The sequence below is a fragment of the Pseudomonas sp. LBUM1669 genome, assembly GCF_059695705.1.
On the sequence record NZ_CP166784.1, the window covers coordinates 3,639,027 to 3,659,003 of the forward strand.

General features: G+C 60.5%; 19 protein-coding genes. 11 read left to right on the forward strand and 8 right to left on the reverse strand.

The annotated features are described in order from the left end of the window. The first annotated feature begins 34 nt into the window (after positions 1-34). The 6 genes from ACA051_RS16835 to ACA051_RS16860 all read left to right on the forward strand — a co-directional run bounded on the left by ACA051_RS16835 (position 35) and on the right by ACA051_RS16860 (position 4,938). On the forward strand, positions 35-1,075 hold the full coding sequence (locus ACA051_RS16835; protein ID WP_497370974.1) for a DMT family transporter: 1,041 nt from the start codon (positions 35-37) through the stop codon (positions 1,073-1,075). Positions 1,076-1,149: 74 nt separating this feature from the next. Continuing rightward, entirely contained in the window at positions 1,150-1,635 is a 486-nt protein-coding gene (locus ACA051_RS16840) for an arsenate reductase ArsC (protein ID WP_497370976.1), read from the forward strand. Continuing rightward, positions 1,635-2,324 (forward strand): arsenical resistance protein ArsH, encoded by a 690-nt coding sequence (gene arsH / locus ACA051_RS16845; protein ID WP_497370978.1) that lies wholly within the window; start codon positions 1,635-1,637, stop codon positions 2,322-2,324. Before ACA051_RS16840 ends, arsH begins: the two co-directional genes overlap by 1 nt. 64 nt (positions 2,325-2,388) lie before the next feature. After that, positions 2,389-3,471, forward strand: a complete 1,083-nt coding sequence (locus ACA051_RS16850) for a bifunctional transcriptional activator/DNA repair enzyme AdaA (RefSeq protein WP_497370980.1) — start codon at positions 2,389-2,391, stop codon at positions 3,469-3,471. A 40-nt stretch (positions 3,472-3,511) separates the two neighbouring features. After that, positions 3,512-4,315 carry an isocitrate lyase/PEP mutase family protein gene (locus ACA051_RS16855; protein WP_497370982.1) on the forward strand — a complete coding sequence of 268 codons (804 nt, stop codon included), beginning with the start codon at positions 3,512-3,514 and terminating at the stop codon, positions 4,313-4,315. 5 nt (positions 4,316-4,320) lie between these two features. Next, positions 4,321-4,938, forward strand: coding sequence for a DNA-3-methyladenine glycosylase family protein (locus ACA051_RS16860; RefSeq protein WP_497370984.1), 618 nt, complete (start codon positions 4,321-4,323; stop codon positions 4,936-4,938). 139 nt (positions 4,939-5,077) lie between these two features. Here ACA051_RS16860 and ACA051_RS16865 read toward each other — a convergent pair whose 3' ends face one another. The 3 genes from ACA051_RS16865 to ACA051_RS16875 form a co-directional block, all read right to left on the reverse strand. Next, positions 5,078-6,175, reverse strand: coding sequence for an extracellular solute-binding protein (locus tag ACA051_RS16865; RefSeq protein ID WP_497303312.1), 1,098 nt, complete (start codon positions 6,173-6,175; stop codon positions 5,078-5,080). A 2-nt stretch (positions 6,176-6,177) separates the two neighbouring features. Continuing rightward, positions 6,178-7,302 carry an agmatine deiminase gene (gene aguA, locus ACA051_RS16870; protein WP_497303313.1) on the reverse strand — a complete coding sequence of 375 codons (1,125 nt, stop codon included), beginning with the start codon at positions 7,300-7,302 and terminating at the stop codon, positions 6,178-6,180. A gap of 100 nt (positions 7,303-7,402) precedes the next feature. Next, positions 7,403-8,287: a LysR substrate-binding domain-containing protein gene (locus ACA051_RS16875; RefSeq protein WP_497303315.1), complete on the reverse strand. Its 885-nt coding sequence runs from the start codon at positions 8,285-8,287 to the stop codon at positions 7,403-7,405. 259 nt (positions 8,288-8,546) lie between these two features. Between ACA051_RS16875 and ACA051_RS16880 the strand changes: the two genes are divergently transcribed. The 3 genes from ACA051_RS16880 (at position 8,547) to ACA051_RS16890 (ending at position 10,376) form a co-directional block, all read left to right on the forward strand. Next, positions 8,547-8,951, forward strand: coding sequence for a PaaI family thioesterase (locus ACA051_RS16880; protein WP_497370986.1), 405 nt, complete (start codon positions 8,547-8,549; stop codon positions 8,949-8,951). Positions 8,952-8,996: 45 nt separating this feature from the next. Next, on the forward strand, positions 8,997-9,485 hold the full coding sequence (locus tag ACA051_RS16885) for a GFA family protein (protein ID WP_497303318.1): 489 nt from the start codon (positions 8,997-8,999) through the stop codon (positions 9,483-9,485). Positions 9,486-9,587: 102 nt separating this feature from the next. After that, positions 9,588-10,376: a MipA/OmpV family protein gene (locus ACA051_RS16890; protein WP_497370988.1), complete on the forward strand. Its 789-nt coding sequence runs from the start codon at positions 9,588-9,590 to the stop codon at positions 10,374-10,376. Positions 10,377-10,514: 138 nt separating this feature from the next. Here the strand turns inward: ACA051_RS16890 and ACA051_RS16895 are convergent, their stop codons facing one another. From ACA051_RS16895 to ACA051_RS16905, 3 genes are all read right to left on the reverse strand, one after another. Further along, positions 10,515-11,801 (reverse strand): ATP-binding protein, encoded by a 1,287-nt coding sequence (locus ACA051_RS16895; RefSeq protein WP_497303322.1) that lies wholly within the window; start codon positions 11,799-11,801, stop codon positions 10,515-10,517. Further along, positions 11,802-12,509 (reverse strand): winged helix-turn-helix domain-containing protein, encoded by a 708-nt coding sequence (locus ACA051_RS16900; RefSeq protein WP_497310611.1) that lies wholly within the window; start codon positions 12,507-12,509, stop codon positions 11,802-11,804. Positions 12,510-12,666: 157 nt separating this feature from the next. Further along, positions 12,667-13,275, reverse strand: coding sequence for a MiaE family protein (locus ACA051_RS16905; RefSeq protein WP_105345386.1), 609 nt, complete (start codon positions 13,273-13,275; stop codon positions 12,667-12,669). A 161-nt stretch (positions 13,276-13,436) separates the two neighbouring features. On the opposite strand from ACA051_RS16905, the gene uspL reads away from it, so the two are divergent. Further along, the gene (gene uspL, locus ACA051_RS16910) at positions 13,437-14,300 is read left to right on the forward strand and encodes a universal stress protein UspL (RefSeq protein ID WP_497303324.1); all 864 of its coding nucleotides are present in this window, start codon (positions 13,437-13,439) and stop codon (positions 14,298-14,300) included. Between the two features lie 125 nt (positions 14,301-14,425). On the opposite strand, the gene ACA051_RS16915 is transcribed toward uspL, so the two are convergent. Then, entirely contained in the window at positions 14,426-14,896 is a 471-nt protein-coding gene (locus tag ACA051_RS16915) for a DUF1289 domain-containing protein (RefSeq protein WP_497370990.1), read from the reverse strand. A 408-nt stretch (positions 14,897-15,304) separates the two neighbouring features. Here ACA051_RS16915 and acnB point away from each other — a divergent pair, with 408 nt between their 5' ends. Next, positions 15,305-17,914 carry a bifunctional aconitate hydratase 2/2-methylisocitrate dehydratase gene (gene acnB, locus ACA051_RS16920; RefSeq protein WP_497310612.1) on the forward strand — a complete coding sequence of 870 codons (2,610 nt, stop codon included), beginning with the start codon at positions 15,305-15,307 and terminating at the stop codon, positions 17,912-17,914. A gap of 171 nt (positions 17,915-18,085) precedes the next feature. Here acnB and ACA051_RS16925 read toward each other — a convergent pair whose 3' ends face one another. After that, positions 18,086-19,747 (reverse strand): SulP family inorganic anion transporter, encoded by a 1,662-nt coding sequence (locus ACA051_RS16925; protein WP_497370992.1) that lies wholly within the window; start codon positions 19,745-19,747, stop codon positions 18,086-18,088. Positions 19,748-19,977 lie beyond the last annotated feature (230 nt).

Genomic DNA, 19,977 nt, shown 5'->3' on the forward strand with positions numbered 1-19,977 from the left:
GTTACATCCCGTCTCAACTCTCGCCGAGCCTTGAATGAACCTGAACGTTGTCTATGCCTTGGGTGCCGCTGCCTTGTTTGGAGCGAGCACACCGTTGGCCAAGGTGTTAGGCCTGAACCTCTCACCGGTCCTGCTGGCCGGGCTGTTGTATCTGGGCAGCGGACTGGGCCTGACGATTGTCAGATTGATCCGTGACCGGGGCTGGCAGCCCAGCGGCCTCAAATCGTCTGAATGGCCCTGGCTGATCGGCGCCATCGTATTCGGCGGCGTGCTTGGGCCGGTGGGATTGATGTCTGGATTGACGCTGACCTCCGGCGCCACGGCCTCGTTGATGCTAAACCTCGAATCGGTTCTGACAGCCGTGCTGGCTTGGGTGGTGTTCAAAGAGAATGCCGACCGACGCATCGTCGCCGGAATGCTGGCTATTGTCGCCGGCGGATTGCTCCTGGCGTGGCCGCAGGAGTCAGCACAGTCACAGAGCTGGATCGGGCCGCTGGCGGTTGCGCTAGCCTGTGCCTGCTGGGCGATCGATAACAACCTGACGCGCAAAGTGTCGGCCTCGGATGCCGTGTTCATCGCCGGCATCAAGGGCTTGGCCGCCGGGCTGGTGAACTGCTCTCTGGCCCTGGTGCTGGGCGCAAAACTGCCCCACATCACAGTGCTTGGGCCGACATTGATCGTCGGTTTCTTCGGTTATGGCATCAGTCTGGTGCTGTTCGTTCTGGCGTTGCGCGGGCTGGGCACCGCACGCACGGGCGCCTACTTTTCCACGGCGCCTTTTCTCGGCGCCGCAATAGCCCTTCTGCTGTTCGGTGAGACGGTTTCCCTGACGTTCTGGATCGCGTCATTGCTGATGGGCCTGGGCGTCTGGATACACCTCAGGGAGCATCATGCCCATGACCATCAGCACGTGGCACTCACCCATGGCCATCGGCACGTGCATGACGAGCATCATCAACATGAGCATTCGTTCCAGTGGGACGGGACCGAGCCGCACAGCCATGAACATCAGCACACGCCGATCCGCCACAGCCATCCACACTTTCCGGACATTCATCACCGGCACAAGCATTAGCAGGTGGAAAAAGAGCGTTGGTTTTTTCCGCGAGCATCCGTATATTCGGATATCCATATATACGAGCCACCGCAATGACTATGCGTCCCACCACCGTTCTCTTCATGTGCACCGCCAACAGCTGCCGCAGCGTGTTGAGCGAAGCGCTGTTCAATCACATGGCACCCGTGGGTTTTACGGCGGTGAGTTCCGGCAGTTTCCCCAGCGGCCGGCTCAATCCCCAGGCCGTACAAACGCTTCACAACCTCGGTATTTCGACCGAAGGCCTGTACAGCAAAGACTCTTCGGCATTCGCCGACTCCCCGCCCGACATCGTCATCACCGTGTGTGACAAAGCCGCCGGGGAAGCGTGCCCGGTGTATTTCGGCCCGGCGATCAAAAGCCACTGGGGACTGGCCGATCCGTCGGACGTGCAGGGCACCGAGCAAGCGATTCAGGCCGCGTTTGACTCCACCGTCAACACGATCAAGCAGCGGTTTGCAGCGTTTTTCGCGCTGGATCTGCAAAGCCTTTCGGATGCTGACCTGAAAATCGAATTGGACCGCATCGGAGCCCTGTGATGAACGACGACCTGCCCAATCTCGATCTGCAGTTGCTGACGCTTTCAACCGAAAGCACCCACAAACCGCGCATCCTGCTGCTCTACGGCTCGACGCGCGAACGCTCTTTCAGTCGCCTGCTGACCGAGGAAGCCGCACGAATTCTGCGTCTGATGGGGGCCGAAACGGTGATCTTTGATCCCTCCGGCCTCCCCCTACCCGACGATGCCTCCAGCGACCATCCGAAAGTCCAGCAACTGCGCGAGCGGGTGCTCTGGTCAGAAGGTCAGGTCTGGTGCTCACCGGAACGCCACGGTTCAATGTCGGCGGTGTTCAAGGCGCAAATCGACTGGATCCCGCTGACGATGGGCGCGGTTCGTCCGACCCAAGGTAAAACCCTGGCGGTGATGCAGGTCTGTGGCGGCTCCCAGTCGTTCAACACGGTCAATCAACTGCGCGTGCTGGGCCGCTGGATGCGGATGTTGACCATCCCCAATCAATCGTCAGTGCCCAAGGCCTTCATGGAGTTCGACGAGGCTGGCCGGATGAAGCCTTCGGCGTATTACGACCGTGTGGTGGACGTGATGGAAGAACTGATGAAATTCACATTGCTGGTGCGTGGCCGCGAGGATTTTCTGGTGGACCGCTATTCGGAACGCAAAGAGAGCGCCGAAGAGCTGTCGAAACGGGTCAATCAACGTTCGATTTGAGGCAGCGAAATTCCCTGTCGATTTTCCGGTGGAGGCGACGGTCAACGCGTCTTATGCTCAGCCCATGAACCTACAGAACGCTTTGCTTCCGCCCCACGCCGAGATGGTTCGCGCCATGCTCGAACGAGACACCGCCTACGAGGGGGTGTTCTTCACAGCGGTCAAGACCACCGGGATCTTCTGCCGCCCCAGTTGCACGGCGCGCAAGCCCAAGCCGGAGAACGTCGAGTTCTTCGCTCACGCCGATGAATGCATGTCGGCGGGCTACCGCGCGTGCCTGCGTTGCAAACCGCTGGACGCCGCGGCCATTGCGCCGGACTGGGTGCAGGCGTTGCTCAAGTCGGTCGACAACGATCCCGACCAGCGCTGGACCGATGCCCAGCTCGTGGCCGAAGGCATCGAGCCGCTGAAACTGCGTCGCTGGTTCAAGCAGCATTTCGGCATGACCTTCCACGCCTGGTTGCGCACCCGTCGCCTGGGCATGGCGCTGGGCGGTATCAAACAGGGCGACTCCATCGACAATGCGGCGTTCGACTCGGGCTACGAATCCCTGAGCGGCTTTCGCGATGCGTTTCAAAAATCCTTTCACATCACACCGGGCCGTGCAGCCAACAGCGAGCCGCTGCTGTTCACGCGCCTGACGACGCCGCTGGGGCCGATGATCGCCATGGCCGAACGCCGTGGGCTGGTGCTGCTGGAGTTTCTGGATCGACCGGCGCTGACCCGGGAAGTCGAAGAATTGCAGAGCCGTTATGGCTATGCCGTAGCACCGGGGCACAACGCCCATTTGCAGCAGATTGAAGCCGAGCTGGCGCAGTATTTCGCCGGCAAACTCACTGAATTCACCGTTACCCTGCACTTGCCCGGCAGCGAATTTGCGCGGCAGGTCTGGGCTGAACTGGCGAAGATCCCCTACGGCCAGACCAGCACCTACGGCACCATCGCCGCGACACTGGGCAAGCCCGGCGCCAGTCGCGCCGTGGGCCTGGCCAACGGGCAAAACCGTCTTTCGATTGTGTTGCCCTGCCACCGGGTGATCGGTGCAGACGGCTCGTTGACGGGCTATGGTGGAGGGCAACCGCGCAAGGCGTTTTTGCTCCGGCTGGAAAAAGCTGCCGTGCAGGTGACTGATCAACTCGCATTCTGATCCCCTGATTTTCTGCAAACGTCATAAGGAAGGACATTCGATGGACACGCAATTTCGTCAACTGCACCGCGACGGGTTACTGATCCTGACCAACGTCGCCGATGCGACCGGGGCGCGCATCGTCGAGCAACTGGGTTGCAAAGCCGTGGCCACCAGCAGCGCGGCGGTGGCCTGGGCGCATGGGTATGCGGACGGCAACGCCCTGCCCCTCGAACGCTTGATATCGACCGTCGAATCCATCGCCCGGGTGATCTCGGTGCCGTTGACCGTCGACATCGAGGCCGGTTATTCCGATGACCTGACGCGGGTGGCCGAAGTCGTTGATGCGGTGATCGCGGCCGGTGCGGTGGGGATCAATATCGAGGACGGCGCTGCCCCGCCTGAGTTGCTGGCACGCAAGATCGAAGTCGCCCGGCAGATGGCCGATCGGCGCCAGGTGAAACTGTTCATCAATGCCCGCACCGACGTGTACTTAAGGGGCCTGGTGCCTGCCGAAGATCGCGTCGCCGAAACGCTCAAGCGCGCCGCGTTGTATCAGGTGGCGGGTGCCGATGGGCTGTTTGCGGCGGGCGTCACGGCGGAGTATGAGATCGCTGCGCTGTGCCAGGGCACACCGTTGCCCGTGAACGTACTGGGGCTGCCGGGTTTGCCGTCGCCGGAGGCGCTGCAAGCCCTTGGCGTGCGACGCCTGAGTGCCGGCTCGGGCATCGCCGAGTTTCTGTATGGCGCCATGGCGTCCCTGGCCAAAGGTTTTCTGGACACTGGCAAACTCGACAGCAGCCACCTCAAGGCCTTCACCTACGGGGAAATCAACGCCCTGCTGAAACCTGCCGGGAACGCTTGATCGTCATGCCCGCCCCCTATCTGCCCGCGACTGAGTTTCTATCCTCCATCGATGACGACTGGCGGCGCCACATCGCCGTCATCGGCCCGTGCCTGCACCAACCCCACGCGGCTCGTGATCCTTATGAGTCGCTGGTGCGGGCGATTGCCTATCAGCAACTGCACGCCAAGGCCGGGGATGCGATTGTCGGTCGGCTGCTGGCGTTGTTTCCGTCGACGACGTTTCCAAGGCCTGAGCAGATTCTGGCGACAGGCTTTGATCCGCTGCGCAGCTGCGGGTTTTCCGCGAGTAAAATTGCGACCATCCAAGGGATTGCGCAGGCGGCTCTGGACGGTGTGGTGCCGGATTACACCACGGCACGGGCGATGGACGATGAAGCGCTGATCGAGCGGTTGATCACTTTGCGCGGTGTTGGCCGCTGGACGGTTGAGATGCTGCTGATCTACAGCCTGGAGCGGCAAGATATTTTGCCGGCGGATGACTTTGGGGTGCGTGAGGGGTATCGCCGGTTGAAGGGTCTGGAGGTGCAGCCGACGCGTAAGCAGATGGTGGAGATTGGCTTGGCGTGGCGTCCGTATCGGACGGTGGCTTCCTGGTATTTGTGGCGGATGACGGGCAAGTAGACCGCGTTATCGTTCATCGCGAGCAAGCCCGCTCCCACAAGGATTTTTGTGTACGCAGCATCTGTGCCCGACACATAGCCTGTGGGAGCGGGCTTGCCCGCGAAGGCGATTGCCCATTCACCGAATCACTCAAAGCCGATCACAACCCGGATTTCAACCGACTGAACGCCCGAATCAGCGCCCGATTGAACGCCTTGCCATTGTCATTCTTGCTATACAACGAAGCCCTCACCTGCGCCGACGGATACGTCCCCGGATCATTACGAATCGCCGGATCAATCAACCCGTCCGCCGCCGTAATCGCATTGGCGTAGTGAATGGTGTCGGTGATCGGCGCAATCACTTCGGGCGTCATCAGGTAATCCATCAACGCCAGCCCGGCCTCGGGGTGCGGTGCATCCTTGGGAATGACCATGGCGTCAAACCAGATCAACGTGCCCTCCTTCGGGATCCGGTAACTGAGCTTGAACGGTTTGTTCGCCGCCTCGGCCTGCCCGGCCGCGATGGCCACGTTGCCGTTCCACGACATCGCCACGCAGGTGTTGCCGTTGGCCAGGTCGCTGATGTTCAGGTCATTGTCGAAGTAGCGGATGTACGGCCGGATCTTCGCCAATTGTTGCTCGGCCAGTTTCAGGTCATCGAGGTTCTGGCGGTTGATGTCCAGCCCCATGTACTTCATGACCGCGGCGAAAACCTCGTTCGGATCGTTGAGCAGACTGACCCCGCAATCGGCAAATTTCGACACCACCGCCGGGTCGAACAGCATCGCCCAACTGTCCCGAGGTGCGTCGGGCAAACGCTGTTTGATCGCCTCTTCCTGATAGCCGACGCCGGTGGTGCCCCAGGCGTAGATGCCGGCATAACGATTGCCCGGATCGAACGCCGCCATGTGCTGGCGGAACTCCTCGCCGACGCCGGCAAAGTGCGGCAGCCGTTGCAGGTTCAGTGTTTGAATCGCCCCGCTCTGGATCGCCCGGGACAGGTGCTGCCCCGCCGTCAGCACCAGGTCATAACCGCTGCGGCCGGTCAGCAGTTTGGTCTCGGCAGTTTCAAGGGAGTCGAAGTGATCGACCACTACATGGATGCCGGTTTTCTTTTCGAAGTTGGTCAGGGTCTCCGGGGCCAGGTACTCGCCCCAGATGTACAGGTTCACCACCGGTTTCGCGGTGTCGGCGGCCTGCACACACAAGGGTGCAAGCACCAGCAATAACGCTTGAGTCAGTTTGTGCAGGCCCATGATTAAACTTCCTTCCTGTTACTGGAGGGGGCGGCGTATTGCGGCATGGTGATGCACGCGACATTGCCGCCACCGAGGAGGATTTCCCGGGAGTTTTCGATGCCGACGATTGTGTGCTTCGGGAACAATTCGGCGAGCGTCGCCTGCGCCGCCTGATCGTTTCGATCACCAAACAGCGGCACCACGATCGAAGAGTTGCCGGCGTAGTAATTGATGTACGACGCGCAGATTTGAGTCCCGGCCTGACGGGTATGGGTGCTGTCTTGCTGGTCCAGGCCTTCGGCTTCTTCAGCGGTCCACTCCAGCACATCCGGTTGCGGCAGCTTGTGCACGATCAACTCGCGGCCACGGCTGTCGCGGGTGCTGCGCAAAATGTCGTAGGCCTCTTGATAGATTTCCCACTGCGGGTCATCGCGATTATCGGTCCATTGCAGCACCACCTCGCCGGGGCGCACGAAGCAGGCGAGATCGTCGACGTGGCCGTCGGTTTCGTCGAACTTGCACCCTCGTGGCAACCAGATAATTTGCTCGGCACCGAGGTAATCGATCAGACGACTGGTCACTTCTTCCTTGCCCAGATGCTGGTTGCGATTGCGGTTGAGCAGGCATTGCTCGGTGGTGAGGATACTGCCCTGGCCGTCACTCTGGATTCCGCCCATCTCAGCAATCAACGTCGCGCGGTAACGGTCAAAGCGTTCGATTTCGAGGATTTTGCTGGCGATCTGATCGTCTTTGTCCCACGGGTAATACAAGCCGCCGTCGAGACCGCCATAGGCGTTGAATTCAAAATCGACGCCACGCACTTCGCCGCTGTCGTCGTTGACCACAAAGCACGGGCCACTGTCGCGGAACCAGGTGTCGTTGCACGTCATTTCCACCACTCGGACCTGAGGCGGCAACTGGCGGCGGGCGGTGGCGAATTGCGCGGCCGAAGCACACACCGTCACCGGTTCGCTCTGGGCAATGGCGGTGACGATCTGCACCCAGACTTTCTGCGCAGGCTTGGCACCGTTGCGCCAGACGTCGGTACGTTCCGGCCAGCCGAGCCAGCAACCGGCCTTGGTTTCGAATTCGCCGGGCAGGCGGAAGCCGTCGAGTTTCGGGGTGGAATCGAGCAAACGTGCCATGGTCAGACCTCATCAGCGGGGATTGGAGTGACCACAGGCTAAGGTCGTCGGCGCCCTCCTCGCCAACGATGATTATTTCGGAATACTTGAATTCAACTCATCAATCGATCAGCTGATCGTTGAACCACTCCAGCATCTGCGCCACGGCCGGACGCTCCAAACGCACCCGCTCACACACCAGTGCATATTGCCCGAGCGCGGTCATGCTGGCGGTGAATGGCCGGACCAGACGACCGCTGAGCAAGTCTTCCTGAGCCGTCAGATTGTCGCCCATGGCCACGCCCTGCCCTTGCGCCGCCGCTTCCAGCGCCAGGCCCGCGTGGGCGAAATACAGTTGGCGTTCGGGACGCTGATCGCCGGCATGACTGGTGAGCCAGGCGGTCCAGGTCTTGCCGTCCTGATCGTCGTGCAGCAGACAATGACGAACCAGATCCTTCGGGGTTTTCAGGGTGCCCTGGTTGAACAGGCCGGGGCTGCACACCGGGAAAAATTGCAACGCTGGCAAGGGCCGGACGAAGTACGCGCTGCTGTCGACCGGGCCGGTGCCGTAGGTGATTGCCAGATCGATGTCTTCACCTGGCGCAGTGGCGTCGATCGGTTGTTCGTAGAGGTGCAGCGTGATGTGCGGATAGCGCGCGTAGAAGTCCGTGAGCCGACTCATCAACCACTTCTGCGCCAGCTCGGCGGTGACCGCCAGGCGCAAGACCGCCAGCGACGACGGGTCGCGCAATTCATCGCAGGCCTCGCCGATCAGCTCGAAGGCGTGCTGCAGGCTTTGCATCAATCGCCCCGCGGCCATGGTCGGGCGGATTTGCCGACCTTCGCGGATGAACAAAGAGACGCCCAAGTGCTCTTCGAGCTGACGGATCTGATGGCTGACGGCGCTGTCGGTGACGCACAGCTCGGCGGCGGCCCGGCCGAAATGAGCGTGGCGGGCGGCGCATTCGAAGGTTCTGAGTGCTGCCAGGGAAGGCAATCGTCGCATGAGTTCAGCCCCGGTGATGAAGGCGACCATGCTGCCTTGGGCATGGGTCGGCGTCCAGCGAGACCGCGTTATCGTTCATCGCGAGCAGGCTCACTCCCACAGGGTTTTGTGAACACTGGAAGTCCAATGTAGGAGCGAGCCTGCTCGCGATGAGGCCAGCACATTCACCACAAATCCTGCGGCCCATCACCCTCCCTTATCCACCATGACATCCCCCAAAACCCGGCGCATGTTGGTGCCTCAACCGGAGGGATTCGCCATGCTCAACGCACTCAAACAGATCAACTCAACCTCAGCCTTCAACCGCTGGGCCGGTTTCGAAGTGACCGCCGCTGCGAGCGGCGAAGCCGAACTGACCCTGGCCTTTCGCGAAGCCGACATGGCGCAATATGCCGGCTTCCTGCACGCCGGCCTGATCGGCGCCCTGCTCGACACGGCTTGCGGATTCGCTGCCGGAACGGTCGCCGGCAACGTGCTGGCCTCGCACTTTTCGGTCAACTGCCTGGCACCCGCCGTCGGTGAAGTGTTCATCGCTCGGGGCCGCGTGGTGAAGGCCGGCAAGAAGCAGGTGTTCGCCCGCGCCGAGCTGTTCGCGCAAACCGGCGACCATTTGAAACTGGTGGCGACCGGCGATGCGATTCTGGTGCCGGTCGAAGTGCGCTGACGGTCTAGGCTGTCTTGGGTAACCCAACCTTTGTCGGAGGTTCCCATGCAGCTCGAAGGTTCCTGCCATTGCGGCGCTGTGTCGTTCAGTTTGACCAGCGCCCACCCCTACCCGTATCAACGTTGCTACTGCTCGATCTGCCGCAAGACTCAGGGCGGTGGCGGTTATTCGATCAATATTGCCGGTGACGCCGCTAGCCTGAAGGTTCGCGGGCGCAAGCACGTCGCGGTCTACCATGCGCAACTCAAGAACGAAGGCGACAAGCGTGCCCATCGCAGCAGCCTCGGACGACACTTCTGCTCGGTCTGCGGCTCGTGCCTGTGGGTGTATAGCCCCGAATGGCCGGAGCTGATTCACCCGTTCGCGTCGGCCATCGACACCCCGCTGCCGGTGCCGCCGCAACACACGCATTTGTTGCTCGACTCCAAGGCGCCGTGGGTGGAAGCCGACCTGCGTCCCGGGGACAAGCAGTTCGACGTCTATCCCGAAGAGTCCATCGCCGACTGGCATGAACGCCTGGGCTTGAGCCGCTAAAGCCGCTTCACAGTCTTTGACAGTTTCCCGACAAAGCTCTCAAGGATTGCCAGCCGGCAGCCGCCTAGCATGGGCGCATCCAACCTCCCCTCGGGTGCTCCCATGTTACGTTCGCTGTGTCTGTCGTTACCTTCGTTTTGCCTGCTCTTTCCCGCCGACTCGTTACGCGCTGAAGACTGGCAATACACCTTACGCGCCGGCGCCGCCAACGTGCCGCGTTACAGCGGCAGCGACGAGCGCGTGGTGGCGCCGCTGCTGGGCGGCAAGGTGGTCAGCCCGTATGGAATCTTTCTGGACTCTGAAAAGGGATTGGGCTGGGCGTTTGATGATGACGACTTCGGCCTGAGCGTGTACATCGGCGCGAGCGATGTGCGCAAGGATCGCAAAACCGGATTCAAAGGCTCGGATGAGCTGAACGGCATGGGCTCGATCAAGTCGCGGCCTGCGTTGGGTCTGGACGGGACCTATAACATGGGGCCAATCATTCTCGGTGCCAGTTTCGAACATGCGCGGGAAGAGGACGATGACGATCGCGACACTGGCTCTTCCTGGAATCGCCTGAAACTGAGTATCAGCGCGCCGTTGTATGAGGGTGACTACGGCAAGGTCGTGGGCAGTCTGAACAGTCAGTTTGGTGACAGTCATTACGTGCGCACCTGGTATGGCGTCAGCGCCGCCCAGGCTTCGCGCAGCCGTTTCAGGGCGCATGACACCCACGGCGGACTGGTGAGTCGCGGGGCGGCGTTGACCTGGTCGATGCCGATTGATGATCAGTGGAGTGTGTCGACAGTGCTGGCCGTGCAATATCTGGCGGGTGATGCGGCGGACAGTCCGATTGTCGAGCGGCGGATGCAGACCTCATTGGGTGGGCAGGTGCTGTACACCTTTTGATAATGCTTTGTTGCTGATGGCCTCTTCGCGGGCAAGCCTCGCTCCTACAGGGGTTTGTGTCGTTCGCGACTATTGTGAACTACCCATCTCCTGTAGGAGCGAGGCTTGCCCGCGAAGGCGTCAGTGAGAACAACACAATCAATCCTGATGCGCCCACGTCATGCGAAACGACGCTCCCCCCCAAGGCGAATCCCCCACTTCCACCTGCCCGCCATGGGATTGCGACACACGCCGCACCAACGCCAACCCCAACCCAAACCCACCCGTGCGACGATCTCGGCTGGCGTCGAGGCGTGAGAACGGTTCGAAGATTTTCTCGCGCCCGTCCACCGGCACACCCGGTCCATCATCGTTGACCCGCACTTCGTAGCGATCACCGGTACGGACCAACGACACCTCCACCCGCTCATCGGCATAACGAATGGCATTGCGCAGCAGGTTGATTACCGCGCGGGCCATAAAGCGCGGCTCGATGCGCACCTCCTCGACCTGACACTCGACAATCAACAACTGCACCCCGGCAGCCTCGGCCTCCAGGGCCACGCTACCGACCACGCTGTCCAGCCAACTGTTGGCCTGGATGTTTTCCCGAGTGATGACCGTGGCGCCGCGTTCAAGGCTGGCGTAGGTCAGCAGCTCGGAGACCATTTCTTCGAGTTCGCCAAGGTCGGCGTACATGTCGGCAATCAGTTCGCGGTTCTGGGTCGGATCGGTTTGTTGCTTGAGCTGATCGAGTTCGAATGACAAGCGGGCAATCGGCGTGCGCAACTCATGGGACACCGCGTTGGTCAGCTCGCGCTGATTGGCGATCAAGCCTTCGATGCGCGCCGCCATCAGGTTGAAGTGCCCGGACAGGTCACGAATGTTCGAGCGCTTGGACAGCTGGATCCGCGACGACAGGTCGTTATCGCCAAAACGTTCGGCCGCCAGGCGCAGCTTCTCCAGGTCTCGCCAATGCGGGCGTACCCAGAACATCAACACAAAACCGATCATCACCGCGATCATCAGATAGGCCGCGGCAATGTAGAACGGCATCAGACTGGGCTCAGCCGGCAGCTTGATGCTGAGCAGTTGCGAACCCTCGTCAATGCGTGAAATGAACTGCGTGTACTTGTCGCGAATCACCAGCAGCCCTTGGGCCAACTCGGCTTTCTCCTGATCGGTCAGGGACAGTTGACTGCTCTCGACCAGGCTCAGGCCCAAGCCATAGTGCGGGCGCACCGCTTCCAGTTCGCGCTCCCGGTCCGAGCCGTCCATATCGCGTAACTGCTCGGCGAGCGACCAGGCCTGGCCACGCACCGCCTCGCGGTTGTAGCTCTGCATCTGACCATCGAGAAGCGCATCGAACGTGCGCTCGACCGTTTGCAACCCCAGTACCAGGCCGACCGTCATCACCAGAAACAGCCCAAGAAATAACCGCAGCATTTACAGCTCCCACGCAAACGGATTGAACAGGTAACCCTTGCCCCAGATGGTCTTGATGCACACCGGTTCGCGCGGGTTGTCCTTGAGCTTGCCGCGCAACTTGCTGATGTAGACATCAACGCTGCGATTGAGACCGTCGAAGGCGATACCGCGCATGCGGTTGAGGATGTCGTCGCGGGACAGAATCTTGCCGGCGGCACTGGCCAGCAACCACAGCAGCTCGAACTCCATGGTGGTCATGTCGATGACCTCCCCCGACAACCGCACTTCGCGACAGCTGCGGTCGATGCTCAGGTTGCCGAACTCCAGGGCGCTGCACACGCTGCTGTCCGGCGCCTGACGCCGTTGCAACGCACGCAGGCGGGCCAGCAGCACCGGCGGTTTGATCGGCTTGATCACGTAGTCGTCGGCGCCGGACTCCAGGCCGAGGATGTGGTCGAGGTCGTCTTCCTTGGCGGTCAGGATGACGATCGGCGTGTCAGAGACGCTGCGGATCTCGCGGCACACGTGCAGGCCGCTCTGCCCCGGCAGCATCAGGTCGAGCACGACGATTTTCGGTTTGAATTCGAGGAACGCGGCCAACGCGAGGTCACCGCGGAGCACCTGGCGGACCTCAAAGCCATGTTGGGACAGGAAATGCGCGATCAGCCCGGCAAGCTTCTCGTCGTCTTCCACCAGCAATACTTTGCCAAAACCCAGGTTATCCATAACGACCGTCTGCCAACCCTTGTGTGAAGTGGGCGGCATTATGGCGCCAATCGGTGACGGGACGGTGAGGACGGGCAGCAAAAACCGGCCTCGGGGGCCGGTTTTCAGTGATCTTTCATACTCTTAAGAGTTTTTAACAATTCAGACGCAAAGATTTTCACGCCGCTGCCGGGACACCGCTGTGAAAACGGAACTCCACGTCCGGTGATTCGATCAGCTCCTGCTCGGCAGCGCGAACCCGGTCAATGACCTGGGCAATGTCCTTGGCATCACCGTATTGGTAAGCCAGTTTCAGGTAACCCTGGAAATGCCGCGCTTCGCTTTTCAGCAGGCCGAAATAGAACTTGCCCAGTTCTTCGTCCAGATGCGGCACCAGCGCCTCGAAACGCTCACAGCTGCGGGCCTCGATAAACGCGCCGACCACCAACGTGTCCACCAGCTTGACCGGCTCGTGGCTGCGCACCACTTTGCGCAAGCCAGAGGCATAACGCCCGGCGGACAGCTGACGCAGCTCGATCTTGCGCTTTTTCATCAGGCGCATGACCTGCTCGTGGTGCACCAGTTCTTCCCGGGCCAGGCGCGACATCAGGTTGATCAGGTCGACATGAGAGTGATACTTGGCGATCAGGCTCAACGCCGTGCTGGCCGCCTTGAACTCACAGTTCTTGTGGTCGATCAACAACGTTTCCTGATCGGCAAGCGCTGCCTGGACCCAGCCATCGGGGGTGCGGCAGCCGAGGAACTCGTGAATTTCGGGAAGGATCATGGGGCTCACGGAATAAAAGGTCTGAATCGAAGGGCGCCGATTATACCGGCCTGCCGCAAGACCACCAGTCGCCGCCGTTGATATGCATCAAGTACCGGGTTGGCGACGAACAACTATAGTTGTCCAACGCAGTATTTTTTACCTTCCTGGAGATCCCGATCATGCAAGCCATTCGCAGCATCCTGGTGGTCATCGAACCCGAACACTCAGAAAGCCTGGCGCTCAAACGGGCCAAACTGATTGCTGGCGTAACCCAGGCGCATCTGCATCTGCTGGTGTGCGATCGCAAGCATGACCATAGCGGCATGTTGGGCGTGCTCAAGGCAGCCCTGATCGAGGACGGCTACAGCGTCACCACCGAGCAGGCCTGGAATGAGAGCCTGCATGAAACCATCGTCGATGTGCAGCAGGCGGAAGGCTGCGGGCTGGTGGTCAAACAGCATTACCCCGACAGCCCGTTGAAAAAAGCGCTGCTGACCCCGGCGGACTGGAAACTGCTGCGTTATTGCCCGACGCCGGTGCTGCTCGTCAAAACCTCGAAACCCTGGACCGGCGGGGTCATTCTCGCGGCCATCGACGTCGGCAATACCGACGGCGACCACCGCACGTTGCACGCCGCGATCGTCGATCACGGTTACGACATCGCCAGCCTGGCAAAGGCCAAGTTACACGTGGTCAGCGCGCATCCGTCACCGATGCTGTCCGCGGCTGACCCGACGTTGCAGCTCAGCGAAACCATCGAGGCGCGCTATCGCGAGCAGTGCAGATCGTTCCAGGCCGAGTTCGATATCGATGATGAACACCTGCACATCGAGGAAGGCCCGGCGGATGTGTTGATTCCGTACATGGTCCACAAACTGCAGGCGGCAGTGACGGTGATCGGCACCGTGGCGCGGTCCGGGTTGTCCGGAGCGTTGATCGGGAATACGGCGGAGGTGGTGCTGGATGCGGTGGAGAGCGATGTGCTGGTGCTGAAGCCGGATGCAATCATGGATCATCTGGAAGAGATTGTGACTCAGCATTGAGATTTGCGGCGTCAGGTAGTACGCCTTCGCGGGCAAGCCTCGCTGCTACAGGTTTTGTTGATCACACCCGTTGTGTACGACACAAACCCTGTAGGAGCGAGGCTTGCCCGCGAAGCTCTTAATGTTCAGCCGCCAAAAGCGTCTTTCAGAAACCCCGGCGCAATGTAGCGCTGATAATGCGCCTCAGAGAGCAAAAAGAATTCCCGATCAATGGCGTCGCGCAGTTCCGGCAAGCTCCAGTCGCGAAACTCCGGCATCAGCACCATCCCGTAGGCTTCCAGATTGTTGATTACCCGCGCACCACGGGCGATCAGCTGATAAGCCCAGCAATATTCTGACTGATGCGGCACAAAGCGGATCTTGCGCTGTTCCAGTTGCAAGCGCAGGCGCTGGGGATCGAAAACCTCCAGCTTGCTGGCCATCACCTGGGACAACAGCTGCTCAAGACGCAGCCACACCGCGCGCTTTTCCTCCTCGTTGTAACCATTCCAGTTGATCACTTCATGGTGGAAACGCTTGCAGCCACGGCACACCAGATCACCGTAAACAGTGGAGCAGAGGCCGACGCAGGGGGTCTTGATGGTCTGATTGGGCATAGGTAGGCAAAACACGGGAAAGCAGAACAGGCCGGCATGTTAGCCCTTTGTCTAACATTGATCACCCCTCAATCTTGAGGGGCTAACTTACCTTTAATTTTTTTTTGCCGTAGAATCAGCCAGCCTTTTAAGGCGCCAATGTCCGTTAGAAGCTGTTTTCAAAGCGTCACGAGCACAGTCGTTCCTTCAGAGCGGTGTTGGCGAAGGGTTTTTCCAGCGGGGAAAAGCTCTACGCCAACCCTCATCAGCTCCCCGTTCTGCAGGCGTAAAACTTTGAAAGCAGCTTCTGTAAGGAATTGTCGGTAATTCTGGCTAAGTGGCCCACAACGCCACGCAGCGCATGAGTACGGCAATTTCGGGATGAGCGTCCCGGACACCCATTTGGGACCACTGATGAGGGTAATAACTGTGCTTGAAGCCTACCGCAAACATATCGAAGAGCGTGCAGCACTGGGTATCGTTCCCCAGCCGCTAAACGCCGAACAAACTGCAGGCCTGGTCGAGCTGCTGAAGAATCCCCCGGCTGGCGAAGAAGCTTTCCTCGTTGACCTGATCACCAATCGCATTCCGCCAGGTGTGGACGAAGCCGCCTATGTAAAGGCCGGTTTTCTCTCTGCCCTCGCCAAAGGCGAAGCAAAATCCCCTCTGATCGACAAGAAACGCGCTGTTGAACTGCTCGGCACCATGCAGGGCGGCTACAACATCGTGACCCTGGTCAACCTGCTGGACGACGCCGAACTGGCGCCAGTGGCTGCCAAAGAACTCAAGCACACCCTGCTGATGTTCGACGCCTTCCACGACGTCGCGGAAAAAGCCAAGAGCGGCAACGTTCACGCCAAAGGCGTGCTGCAATCCTGGGCTGACGGCGAGTGGTTCAAGAACCGCCCTGTGCTGGCCGACAAGATCAGCCTGCGCGTGTTCAAGGTCACCGGCGAAACCAACACCGACGACCTGTCCCCTGCCCCGGACGCCTGGTCCCGCCCGGACATCCCGCTGCACGCCCTGGCCATGCTGAAAATGGCCCGCGAAGGCATCGTGCCTGACGCCCAAGGCGTGACTGGCCCGATGAAGCAGATCGAAGAAATGCGCGGTCAAGGCTTCCCTATCGCCTACGTCGGTGACGTGGTCGGTACCGGTTCTTCGCGTAAATCCGCCACCAACTCGGTGTTGTGGTTCTTCGGCGACGACGTTCCTAACGTGCCGAACAAGCGTGCTGGCGGTTTCTGCTTCGGCAGCAAGATCGCTCCAATCTTCTACAACACTATGGAAGATGCGGGCGCACTGCCAATCGAATTCGACGTTACCAACATGAACATGGGCGACGTGATCGACCTGTACCCGCATGCTGGCAAAGTCTGCAAACACGGCACTGACGAAGTCCTGACCACCTTCGAAATGAAGACCCCGGTGCTGTTGGACGAAGTTCGTGCCGGCGGCCGTATCCCGCTGATCATCGGTCGCGGCCTGACCGACAAGGCGCGTGCCGAACTGGGCCTGGGCCCTACCGACCTGTTCAAACTGCCTGAAGCACCTGTCGACACCGGCAAAGGCTTCACCCTGGCACAGAAAATGGTCGGCAAGGCGTGCGGTCTGCCGGAAGGCAAAGGCGTTCGTCCTGGCACCTACTGCGAACCGAAGATGACCACCGTCGGTTCTCAGGACACCACCGGTCCTATGACCCGTGACGAACTGAAAGACCTGGCGTGCCTGGGCTTCTCGACCGATCTGGTAATGCAGTCCTTCTGCCACACTGCGGCCTATCCAAAGCCGATCGACGTGACCACCCACCACACCCTGCCAGACTTCATCATGACCCGCGGCGGCGTTTCCCTGCGTCCGGGCGACGGCATCATCCACAGCTGGCTGAACCGCATGCTGCTGCCGGACACCGTCGGTACCGGTGGTGACTCGCACACCCGTTTCCCGATGGGCATTTCGTTCCCGGCCGGTTCTGGCCTGGTAGCGTTCGCCGCCGCCACTGGCGTTATGCCGCTGGACATGCCGGAATCGATCCTGGTGCGCTTCAAAGGCAAAATGCAACCGGGCGTCACCCTGCGTGACCTGGTTCACGCCATTCCTTACTTCGCAATTCAGGCTGGCCTGCTGACCGTTGAGAAGAAAGGCAAGAAGAACGCCTTCTCCGGCCGCATCCTGGAAATCGAAGGCCTGGACAACCTGAGCATCGAGCAGGCTTTCGAGCTGTCCGACGCCTCGGCTGAACGTTCGGCTGCCGGTTGCACCATCAAGCTGTCGAAAGAGTCGATCACCGAGTACCTGAACTCCAACATCACCCTGCTGCGCTGGATGATCGGTGAAGGCTACGGCGATGCGCGTACCCTGGAACGTCGCGCTCAAGCGATGGAAGCCTGGGTTGCCAACCCTGAGCTGATGGTTGCCGATGCTGACGCCGAATACGCTGAAATCATCGAAATCGACCTGGCCGACATCAAAGAGCCTGTGCTCTGCGCGCCAAACGACCCGGACGACGCCCGTCTGCTGTCCAGCGTTGCTGGCGAGAAGATCGACGAAGTGTTCATCGGTTCGTGCATGACCAACATCGGTCACTTCCGCGCTGCCGGTAAACTGCTGGATCAGGTCAAGGGTCAGCTTCCAACCCGTCTGTGGCTGTCGCCGCCGACCAAGATGGACGCTCACCAGCTGACCGAAGAAGGCTACTACGGCATCTACGGCAAGGCCGGCGCACGCATGGAAATGCCAGGCTGCTCGCTGTGCATGGGTAACCAGGCACGTGTAGAGCCGAACTCCACCGTGGTGTCGACGTCGACCCGTAACTTCCCGAACCGTCTGGGTGACGGCGCGAACGTCTACCTGGCTTCGGCTGAGCTGGCGTCTGTTGCTTCCATCCTGGGTCGCCTGCCGACCGTCGAGGAGTACATGGAATACGCTGGCAAGATCGACAGCATGGCGGCCGACGTTTACCGCTATCTGTCCTTCGATCAGATCGCCGAGTTCCGTGAAGCTGCTGCGAACGCCAACATCCCGGTCGTTCAAGCCTAACGCTGCAACGCAATAAAAGACGCCGCCCATCGTGAGATGAGCGGCGTTTTTTTATGCCTGCAGGGTTCGCACTCTCCCCTGTGGGAGCGGGCTTGCTCGCGAATGCGGTGTGTCATTCAGCAGTTATGGTGACTGACACACCGCATTCGCGAGCAAGCCCGCTCCCACAGGTTATGTAGATGGATTGAGGGCTTGCTGCACTGCGCCGTCGACGCTCAAGCCACTGAGAATCACCTGCTCCAGTTCCTGCGTCGGTAACTGTGCGAGCACCGCTTTGGCTTCGTGCTTGAGCCGCGCCAGGATTAACAGCATGTCCAGCGCCCGCACCTGCAAAAAGAACGCTTCCAGCGCTTCGATGCTGGTGCCGTCCAGATCGGGGGATTCTTCCAGGCTGAGAATGACGGTATGCACCGGCGGCTGCGCGTGCCGGGCCAGATGCAGTGCACCGCCCAAAATGCGCTCCACGTTGGCAAAAAACAGCGCCTCGCTGGGCCTTACGATCAGCACGCCGGGGATTGCCCGGGCATCGGGATGGCGTTGCAGGTCGACATAATCATGACCGTCACCCATTTGCCCCAGTACCTGAATATCCGCCGAAGACATCTGTTTGAGCATCAGCACCACGCTGATCACCACCGCCACCAGCAAGCCGTCCAGCACGCCAAGCACCAACACGGCGGCCACCGCGCAAATCACCAGCAAACGGTCGCGACGCCAGATGAAATACCGACCCAATGGCTGCAGGCTCAAGCCGCGCGCCAGTGCATGAATGACGATGGCGGCCAGCACCGGCTCGGGCGTCAAGGCAATCCAGGGCAACACGGTCAAGACAATCAGCAACACCACCCCCGCCGCTACCGCACCGGCCAGGCGTGAACCGGCACCGGCCGCCTCATTGGCCGACGTCGCGGAGTAACCGGCGCCCGTCGGCATGCCATGGAACAGGCCTGACAGCAGATTGGCCGCACCGAGGGCCAGCAGATCGCGGTTCGAGGAAACCCGGTCACCATGCTTGAGTGCAAACGAGGTAATCGATCCATAGGATTCGGCATACAGAATCATCACCATGGCAAACGCCAATTCCCCCAGGTGCAGCCAGTCGGCAAACGGCAGCACCGGCAGGCGGGGCACTTCAAGGCTCAGGTCGATCACACCGATCAGTTTCACTCCGTAGGCCGGCAGGTTCAGCCATTGGCCGGCAGCAATGCCGAGCGCCACCACCAGCAGGCCTCCCGGTAATCGCCGAAAACGTGCGCACACCCACAACACCAGCAGCGCCACCGCTGCGACCAGCAAGCCAACCCGATTCCACTGCGGCCATTGCTCCAGCAATTGCGGCAGGAAACGGATCAGGTTGCCGTTGCTCAAGTGCACGTCAACGATGCTCGCCACTTGCTTGAAGATGATGGTCACGGCCAGCCCGAATGCAAAGCCGCGCAGTACCGGTTTGGCGATAAACGAGGTCGCGCTGCCGAGCTTGAACAGCCCGGCCAACAGGAAGAAACCACCGGTCACCAGCACCAGGCCGACCGCCAGGGTCATGCGCAGGCCTGAATCACCGTTGGCCAGCGTCGCGGTGGCGGCTGCCAGCACCGCTGCCGAGGATGAGGTCGCGGAAACAATGGCGAAACGACTGGTGCCGAACAGTCCGTAGCAAAGCAGCCCGGCAAACAACGCAATCACCCCCGCCTGGGGCGGCAGCGCGGCGATACTGGAATAGGCAACCGCTTCGGGCAATAACAAACCGGCAATCGACAAACCGGCCAGGACGTCGAGCCAGCGGTTAGGTGTATCGGCACGGGGTTGCACCGATGCGCCGTGGGCACCTGCCATAAAGCGTCTCCAGAGAAAGGGGCAATCCTGCGGCAAACGGTCTACGACGCGCTGATGCAGGCGCAAGCTTAGTCGCTAATCCCGGGCAACGGGTGCGCTGGGTCAGGAAGGTGAGTTCTGCTGCACAATAAAAAACGCCGCCCATCGAGAGATGAGCGGCGTTTTTTATGCCATGAACAAATGAGCGGCTCACGGCCTGGTCAACGTGAGGACCGAGTCACTCCAATCGC